The sequence below is a fragment of the Methylomonas aurea genome (assembly GCF_024505045.1).
Lineage (GTDB): Bacteria > Pseudomonadota > Gammaproteobacteria > Methylococcales > Methylomonadaceae > Methylomonas > Methylomonas aurea.
In genome coordinates this window covers 107,476-115,717 of the sequence record NZ_JANIBM010000012.1, presented here as the reverse complement: position 1 = coordinate 115,717, position 8,242 = coordinate 107,476, and the positions used below count along the sequence as shown (strand labels likewise).

The following is an 8,242-nucleotide window of genomic DNA, read 5'->3' as shown; positions in this document are numbered from 1 at the left end:
AAAAAATAATCTTCGCGATACGCGCGGGCTCTGACACGAGCACGCGCTCCTTCCTTAACCGAATCGAGTTGGCCGGCGGCGCTTATCCCTGCTCCGGCATAGTCTCCAATCGGAATGTTATTCTCCTCCAGATGGCAAGCCGAATCCTGAGGCTTTGGCAAGATCGGCGCTGCAAATTATGGCTACGATAGCTCTGCCGAGTCGGCAGCGAGAAGCGCCATACGTCTGGCGGAAACGGCTTTTAGCCTACCTTATGCGGTTGCCGGACAGGACCCTGGTGTTGAATAGGCACTGTAACCAACACGGTGCCTGCGATTTCCGGCAGTGAAATCGCGGGCACACGGGTATCTCATCTGGCCTCCGCGTGTTGCGCGCGTAACGCCCTGGCAGTATCACGAGTAACGGAGCGTAGCCGATATTGCGCACCGCCAGCCGAAGCCTTGACCGCCCCGGTTTCGAATGCCGAAAAATCCGCCCGTTCCGCCGGCAGAACCTTCACTCTTATTAACTCGCAATTGTAGGGAACTTTAGGATAGAAGGCCGCACAATTGTCGGCTTCCGCAAAAACGTTAGCCGAAATCGATGCCATGAATACAGCCGCTGACAAACCCGCAATTCGAGTCATTTTTTTCATAGTTGTAACCTCGCTGTTGGTGCAGTGATAACCGATGTTTCCGCATACGACGACAAGTCCTTTGCGTACCGGAACCATAATATTGATTCGAAACCATTAGTGCAACAAAAATCTGCACCTCTTTCGATCATGCCGCACCACATTGATGCAAACGAAAAATCAAACCGAACCGTTGTGGTGCTGAAAGATCAGACTCGGACACCAAAAATCAAAATAACTTTTTGTATTAAAAAGACATTTTATTGTGGCACGCGATATGCGCTGTAAATCAGCAGACAGCGTTAATTTCAGACAGCGAGGCCATCATGTTTGTGCGTATTCTGACGATCGTCTTGATTGAATGGTTGCTTTTTGCGACTCCCGCGCATGCGGTGCAATCGCTTCAATTCGGCACCGCGGTACCGATGACCAAGAAAGGTACCTCGACATTTTACGTTCCGGTTGGATTCGACGGAGTCGCCGGCAACGAACTGATGGTGGATACCGGGTCAGACTACGTCACGATCAACCAGACCACACTGGATGCGCTAAAGGCGCGAGGCAAGGTCGACTACGTCAAGCAAGTCGGCGGAGTGATGGCGGACGGTTCCGACGTCAATGTGTCGATTTATCGCATCGCCAATTTGAGCATCGGCTGCTGTTGCATCGTGCACGACGTGGAAGCAGCTGTATTCGAGGGCACCGACCGCCAGATTTTGGGATTGAGCGCATTAAAAAAAGTCGCCCCCTTCGCCCTATCGCTGGACCCCGCGCATTTGATGCTCAGCGATTGCAAAGCCCAATCCGCCGATCTGGCGAAAAATTAGCCTCGAGGCTTCAAGTTGTCGCGGCCGGGGCTCTAAGAGTCAGGCACCGGATATGTGCGCTGATTCCCCGATTCGCGCCGTCCGGTCTCTCGCCATCAACGCCGCCCGCGGAATAACCCGCCGGAGACCGCTATGCCTTAGGACGCTGATACCTGGAAAAGCCATTTTCCGGCATTCGCCGAGAAGGGAATACGGTGGTGACGATGCCCACATGGCAACAGGCGTTTTGTCCGGGCAAGGCTTGCGAGAGTTATTTACTGCTGCCGTCCGGCAACGTCAAAGTGCAGATTTTCTCGGCCGACGGCCGCTAGGTTTTGTCGCCCCGGATGTTGCCGAGCGTTTCCGGCGTGCCGACCACGTCCCGCCTGCGCGACGACAACCCGTATTCCGCCGAGAGTTATGCCGAAATCGGCGTCGTCTGCGCGTTCGCGATTGCGCCCCGGGTGTTGGTGTGCCACCGCTACTTGCAGCAATCGGCGTTTTTCCGCAATTACGTGTCCCGCAATTATTTATCGCGACTGGCCAGCGTGATCAGGTGCATAGCGGGGTTGATGTTCGCAGCGTCGACCGCCGGCGATTATCGGCATGTCCCTTCAAATGGCGTTCGCATGTCTAAGAACGTTCCCTACGGGTTTTGACACAGTCAGCCCGGACGGAATAACGGTGATAAGCCATAATTAGCGCCCGGTTAATAAGTCACCAACCTTGAAACTCAAACAATTTGATTAAGCCCACAGCGAACACCACTCTTCGTAAAATCCCGGTTGTATTGATCACCGGCTTCCTGGGCAGCGGCAAGACCACGTTGTTGAACCGCTTGCTGACCGATGGAGTAAAAACCGCGGTAGTGATCAACGAATTCGGCGCGGAGCCGGTCGACCAGGATTTGCTGCAACGCCAGGACGCGCCATTAACGGTACTGTCCGGCGGCTGCCTGTGCTGCCAAGTGAAAGGTGCACTGGCGCCGACCTTGAAAAACTTGCGGATGGCCTGGGACGGCGCGCAAGACAAACCGTTCGCGCGCGTCGTGATCGAAACCAGCGGTATCGCCAGCCCCGAGCCGATTCTGGATACCCTGTTGCGCGAGCGCTGGCTGGCCGGCCGTTATCGATTGCAGGCCGTGCTGGCGACATTGGCGATCCCGACCGCCGGCGAACATTTGGACCGCTTCCCGGAAGCCGCAGCCCAGGTCGCATGGGCGGACCGATTGCTGCTGACGCATGCCGATCTGGCCACTGCCGGGCAACAAGCCGAACTGGCGCAACGCCTGAGCACATTGGCCCCGGCGACGCCAACCCTGACTCTACAGCCCGGTGCGGACCTTCCGGAATGGATACTCGACTTTGACGCTCCGCTGTTACGCCGCTTACCGGATCAAACGCCGATTTCGCACGAATTCAGAAGTCTGTCTTTAATATTTTCGGCAGCGCCGGCCTGGCCGCAGTTGGAGTCTATCCTCAGTTCACTGCTTGCCAACCATCCCGAGTTGCTGCGCATCAAGGGCGTGGTTTACGTGGCGGGAAGAACAGAACCGCTTGCGATCCAGTCGGCGGGGCCACGTTTATATCCGCCCGCGGTTTTGCAAACCCGCGACGGCGACGACGGCTGCGGCCGCTTGGTGTTCATCACCAGCGGGGACGTCGGCGCGCTGGCCGCAGAGTTGGCGGAGACTTTCGACAGCGGTGCGCGCATCTACCGCTAGCCCCAATCGGCAAGGCGGGCCGGCTATGCCGCGAAAACCGGATACGGCACTAGGTTATTTGTATTACCATAGCAGGCAGCGTAATTACAGACATTCAGCGGGAGGCAGACCATGCAAGGCGACAAACAAGTCATCGCTTATTTGAACGAATTACTGGCCGGCGAATTGACGGCCATCGACCAATATTTCATCCATTCGCGGATGTACCAAAACTGGGGCCTGGAAAAGCTTTACGAACGCATCAACCACGAAGTCCAGGACGAAACCAACCACGCCGACGCGCTGATCAAGCGAATTCTGTTTCTGGAAGGCACGCCGGATTTGTCTAAACGCGAACCGCTGGCGGTGGGCGCCACGGTGCCGGACATGTTGAAAAACGACCTGGCGGTCGAGTTAAAAGTGGTAGCCGATTTGCGTAAGGTAATGGCCTATTGCGAAAGCGTCCGCGACTACCAGACCCGGGAAATTTTGAAAGTCATGCTGGACGATACCGAAATCGACCATGCCCACTGGCTGGAAAAACAACTGGGTTTGATCGAAATGGTCGGTCTGGAAAACTATTTGCAGTCGCAGATTTGATGAGTTTCCGACCGAGTTGGTTGGGTTAGCGGTTCAACCGCCTCAACACGGACTAAATCAATCGATTAGCTTCGGTCATTGGCCCGGCACATGACGAAATCGGAGCGTAAACCGGCAAGGCGGCTTAGCCGCCCTCTCCCGTTCCGGGCGGCAAGTCCGCCGCGCCGGCGCGGTTGCCGGCCCGATCCAGCAGCGCCAAGGCCGCAACGAAATCGAACCCTTCTACTCGGCGGCTGAACTCGGCATAATCCGCACCCAGCGCCAGCGATAGCGTAGTGGCACACTCCCTTGCCAGGCGGCAGGCCAGCGCATTGTCCTCGGTCAGCAAGTTTCGCAGTTCGGCGATAGCCGCCTCGGCCCTCGCTCCGCTAACGCCATCCATACCGGTTGCCGTTTCGGCGTCGCCTAAGGCTTCAATGCCCGACAACAGCGGGCTCAATTCGCCTTCGCACAATTGGACCAATTCCAGACATGCGCCAAGTTCGCGCTCTTCTTGCAGCGCAAGGTCAAGTTTGCCGGCAGCAGTGGCCAAACCGAAAGCGCCCAACGTCGCAGCGACGCCTTTCAGCGCATGAGCCAACGCCCGGGCATCGCCGCGCCGGTGCTCAAGCAAGGCGTTGACGACCCGCTTCATGTCATCGCGGTGAGACTGTCCAAACATCAACAGCAGCCGCCGGTATTTTACGGTATCGCCTTTCACGAGGGCCAACCCCTGCGCGCTATTCAAACCGGCAATCTCAATCGGAGCTTCGGCAGCATCAGCGGCTTTGCCCGGCGGCGCAGATTCCGCTTGCGGGCGGCGGGACGAAGCCGGTTGATACCGAGCGCCGCGCTCCAGCCAATCCAACAAGGTCCGGTACAAGTCGTCGGGCACCACGGGTTTGACGACAAAGCCATTCATACCGGCCTCCAGACACATTTGGCGGTCTTCGTCGAACACATTCGCCGTCATTGCCAATATCGGCAAGCGCGCATACTCGGTTCTGCCCCGAATCAGCCGGGTGGCTTCAAGCCCGTCCATTTCCGGCATTTGCACATCCATCAGCACCAGATCGTACTGGCAGGCAAAGACTTTGTCGACGGCAATCCGGCCGTTTGCAGCGGTCGCCACGGCCATACCCGCACCGTGCAACAACTCCAGCGCCACTTCGCGATTGATTGGATTGTCCTCCACCAGCAAGATTCGCGCACCGGGATACGTGCGCCGTAACTCGAATTCCGCATCGCTGTTTTTGGCCGCGGTGTATTCGGCCACCCCATGCCCGCGTTGCAAGCGGACAGTAAACCAAAAACGGCTGCCTTGCCCGGCGCGGCTATCTGCGCCGGCGTCCCCGCCCATCATCCGCGCCAGGCGCCGGGTTATCGCCAGCCCGAGGCCGGTGCCTCCGTATTTGCGTGTGGTAGTGACGTCCGCCTGGGCGAAGGTTTCGAACAACATCGGCATTTTGTCTTCCGTAATCCCGATCCCGGAATCCTCGACCACAAAACGCAGCATCAATCCGTCTTCGCCTTCCTGCAGCAATTCGGCCAACAGCCGGATTTCGCCGCTTTCGGTAAATTTCACGGCATTGCTGGCGTAATTCAGTAGCGCTTGCCGCAATCGGGTGGGATCTCCGCGCAGCCATTGCGGCACTCCGTCCTGATTCACGCTTATCGTCAAACCTTTCGCGCGCGCTTGATCGGCAACCAGCGAGCGGACATGGTCCAGCAAGGCCGAAAGTGAAAAATCGGTTTGTTCCAGTTCCAATCGGCCGGCCTCGATTTTCGATAAATCCAGAATGTCGTTGATTACCGACAACAAGTGCTGGGCGGCGGAATCGATCTTGTCCAGCCGGTCTATCTGCTCCGCACTGACTTGGCTTTGGCGCAATAGATAGGTCAGGCCGATGATGGCATTCATCGGCGTCCGGATTTCATGGCTCATGTTGGCCAAAAACGCGGTTTTGGCCTGATTGGCCGCATCGGCTTGCGCCCTGGCGGCGGCCAGCTCGGCGGTACGGCTGGCCACCAGTTCTTCCAAATGGTGGCGATGCTGGTCCAGTTCGGCGCCGATTCGCTTTTTCTCGGTGATATCTTCCTGTACCGCGACGAAATGGGTGATGCTGCCGGTTTGGGTTTGGCGGATCGGAATCACGCTGGCAAATTCGGTATATTCCCGGCCGTGTTTACCGCGATTGCTGAATTCGCCTTTCCAGACCCGGCCCTCGCTCAGGGTTTGCCACATCGACCGGTAAACCTCTCGCGGCGTTTTCCCAGACTGCAGAATGCGCGGATTCGAACCCAACACCTCTTCGCGGCTGTAACCGGTTTGCTCGACGAAAGCCTGGTTGACGTACTCGATGTTACCGTCGGCATCGGTCACGATAATGCTGGACGGGTTTTGCTCGACCACCTGCACCAGTTTCATCAATGCCTGTTCCGACTTTTTCCGGTCGGTGATGTCCAGGTTGACGCCGAACAAGCGCACCGGATTTCCGTCTGCGTCGTATAGCGCCTGGCCCCGGCTGACCATCCAACGCACAGCGCCGGAGGCGTGTAAGAAACGGAATTCGACGTCGATCGGCAAATGCTTCAGCACCCGTTCCCGCCATTGCGCATCGATCAGAGGCTGATCGTCCGGATGCACGCGTGCCAGCCAATCGGCGTTGCTGCGCAATACGCCCGGCTCCAACCCGTAAAGCCGGACGCATTCCGGAGACCAATAACACAAGTCGTTGGCGATGTCCCAATCCCAGATACCGACTTGAGCGCCCTCTTGGGCCATCCTCAAACGTTGCTCGCTGTCGCGCAACGCATTGCTGACCTGTTCGGCGCGTTCCCGGGCTACGACGGCTTCTTCCATCAATTTCAGCGCTTCGGCCTGAGTTTTGTGCAGTTCCTGCTCGGCTCGCTTACGCTCGGTAATGTCGAAAAGTACAGCCATGAAATCCTGGCCGACGATGATGCCGGAAATCTCGACGATTCGGACTGTGCCATTCTTGCAGGTTATCCGGTATTCGGCCGGCTCGATATAGCCGCCGCTGGCGGCGGCCTTGGCCAAAGCCGCACTCCAGGCCTGCATCGCCGAGCGGCGGTAGTCAGAATCGGGATAGGCCAGCGGCCACCACGCCTCCAAGCACGGCACGTCGCTTAGACTGTAACCGAATGTCTCGAAAAAACGGGTATTGGCATCGATCAAATTGCCGTTACCGGCAACGTAGGCCAACGGAATCGGCGCATCTTGAAACAACCGGCGAAACCTTTGTTCGCTGCGGTTCAAGGCCATTTCGCCCAGTTTGCGGGCGGTAATGTCCTGCATTGTGCCGTGTAGGCCGACGATCTCGCCGCCTACACCGCGTAGCGCTTCGCCGCGAGCGGTCAGCCAACGCCGCCGGCCATCGCCGCCGACGATTTCGACGTCGCACTGGTAAGGCTGCATGCCGGTCCGGCATTTCTCGACCGCCGCAGCCAATCGATCCCAACTTTCGGCAGAAAAATAGTTACGTACCTCGGCATAATCGGCCGGCGCTTGTCGCAGATCGCGGCCAAAGATCCGATAAAGCGCTTCCGACCACACTATTTCGCCGGTGGTTAAATTCCAGGTCCAGTTGCCGATCCCGGCCAATTGCTGAGTACTGCGCAACGCCTGCTGGCTTTCCAGCAACGCGCTCTCGGCACGTTTGCGGTCCCGAATGTCTTCGACCACCGCAACCAAGCAAACCGGCATACCTAAGGTGTGCCGGACTGACGATAGCGTCCATAAGGTCCAGAGGCTATTTCCGACTTTATCGATCAAACGCTTTTCCGTCTTATATGTGGAGATAGCTCCCGCAAGCAGACGCTCTGTGTTGGGCCGGTCCTGAATGCAGTCGTCGGGGTGAATAATTTCGGCGATATTTCGGCCGTTGAGTTCATCGGGGCCATATCCGGCCATTTCGCCGAAACAGCGATTAAACTGCAGAAAACGGCCGTCGATATCCAGCAACGCAATACCGACTCCGGCCTGCTCGAACAGTGCTTTGAAGCCAACATCGCCTGCTGAGGCCTCTGCTGTCTTTTCCGCTGCGGCTCGGGTTACAAATGCTAGTCGGTTCTTCAGTCGCTGCACCATTGCGCTCCACAAGCTGGCCGCCAATCCGTTGCCGAACAGTAGCGATAACTGCAGCGCCTCTTGGTTCTCCCCGCGGCCGAAATCGGCCCCGGCGAATAAACCTGGACAGCCCGCGACCACGGCGACAGCCGCCAATGTAGCGGCCAAACCCGGTCCCACCCCGGCCAACGCCGCGCTGGCTATGACCGGTAACATCAGCAATAGCGGCATCGGTTGCGGCTCCGCACCGGCCGGCAAGCGCATAGCGAGCGCTGCAACCGCCGCCACCGCCGACAAGGCGAGCAAATAACGGGCGACGGTCGGGCCAGGGTTAGAGCGTTGCATTCGAGTTCATTTTGAGGCCAAGGCAATATTGAGAGAGTGGAATGGGCGGAGCCGGTCCGCCGTTCGCCGGATTCGGCATTGCCACGGCGGCAGCAATAACCCGGCTA

At 57.9% G+C, this 8,242-nt stretch carries 6 protein-coding genes; 4 read left to right on the top strand and 2 right to left on the bottom strand.

All coding sequences use genetic code 11. The features are described 5' to 3' along the window. Window positions 1-349: 349 nt before the first annotated feature. A complete protein-coding gene (locus NP603_RS12065) occupies window positions 350-634 on the bottom strand; it encodes a hypothetical protein (RefSeq protein WP_256611133.1) in 285 nt (94 codons plus the stop codon). Between the two features lie 305 nt (window positions 635-939). On the opposite strand from NP603_RS12065, the gene NP603_RS12060 reads away from it, so the two are divergent. From NP603_RS12060 to bfr, 4 genes are all read left to right on the top strand, one after another. Further along, the gene (locus NP603_RS12060) at window positions 940-1,440 is read left to right on the top strand and encodes a retropepsin-like aspartic protease (protein WP_256611132.1); all 501 of its coding nucleotides are present in this window, start codon (window positions 940-942) and stop codon (window positions 1,438-1,440) included. A 326-nt stretch (window positions 1,441-1,766) separates the two neighbouring features. Beyond that, window positions 1,767-2,078 (top strand): hypothetical protein, encoded by a 312-nt coding sequence (locus tag NP603_RS12055; protein WP_256611131.1) that lies wholly within the window; start codon window positions 1,767-1,769, stop codon window positions 2,076-2,078. Window positions 2,079-2,161: 83 nt separating this feature from the next. Next, entirely contained in the window at window positions 2,162-3,142 is a 981-nt protein-coding gene (locus NP603_RS12050; RefSeq protein WP_256611130.1) for a CobW family GTP-binding protein, read from the top strand. 111 nt (window positions 3,143-3,253) lie between these two features. Beyond that, window positions 3,254-3,721 carry a bacterioferritin gene (gene bfr / locus NP603_RS12045; RefSeq protein WP_256611129.1) on the top strand — a complete coding sequence of 156 codons (468 nt, stop codon included), beginning with the start codon at window positions 3,254-3,256 and terminating at the stop codon, window positions 3,719-3,721. Window positions 3,722-3,845: 124 nt separating this feature from the next. On the opposite strand, the gene NP603_RS12040 is transcribed toward bfr, so the two are convergent. Next, window positions 3,846-8,135 carry a PAS domain S-box protein gene (locus tag NP603_RS12040; RefSeq protein ID WP_256611128.1) on the bottom strand — a complete coding sequence of 1,430 codons (4,290 nt, stop codon included), beginning with the start codon at window positions 8,133-8,135 and terminating at the stop codon, window positions 3,846-3,848. Window positions 8,136-8,242 lie beyond the last annotated feature (107 nt).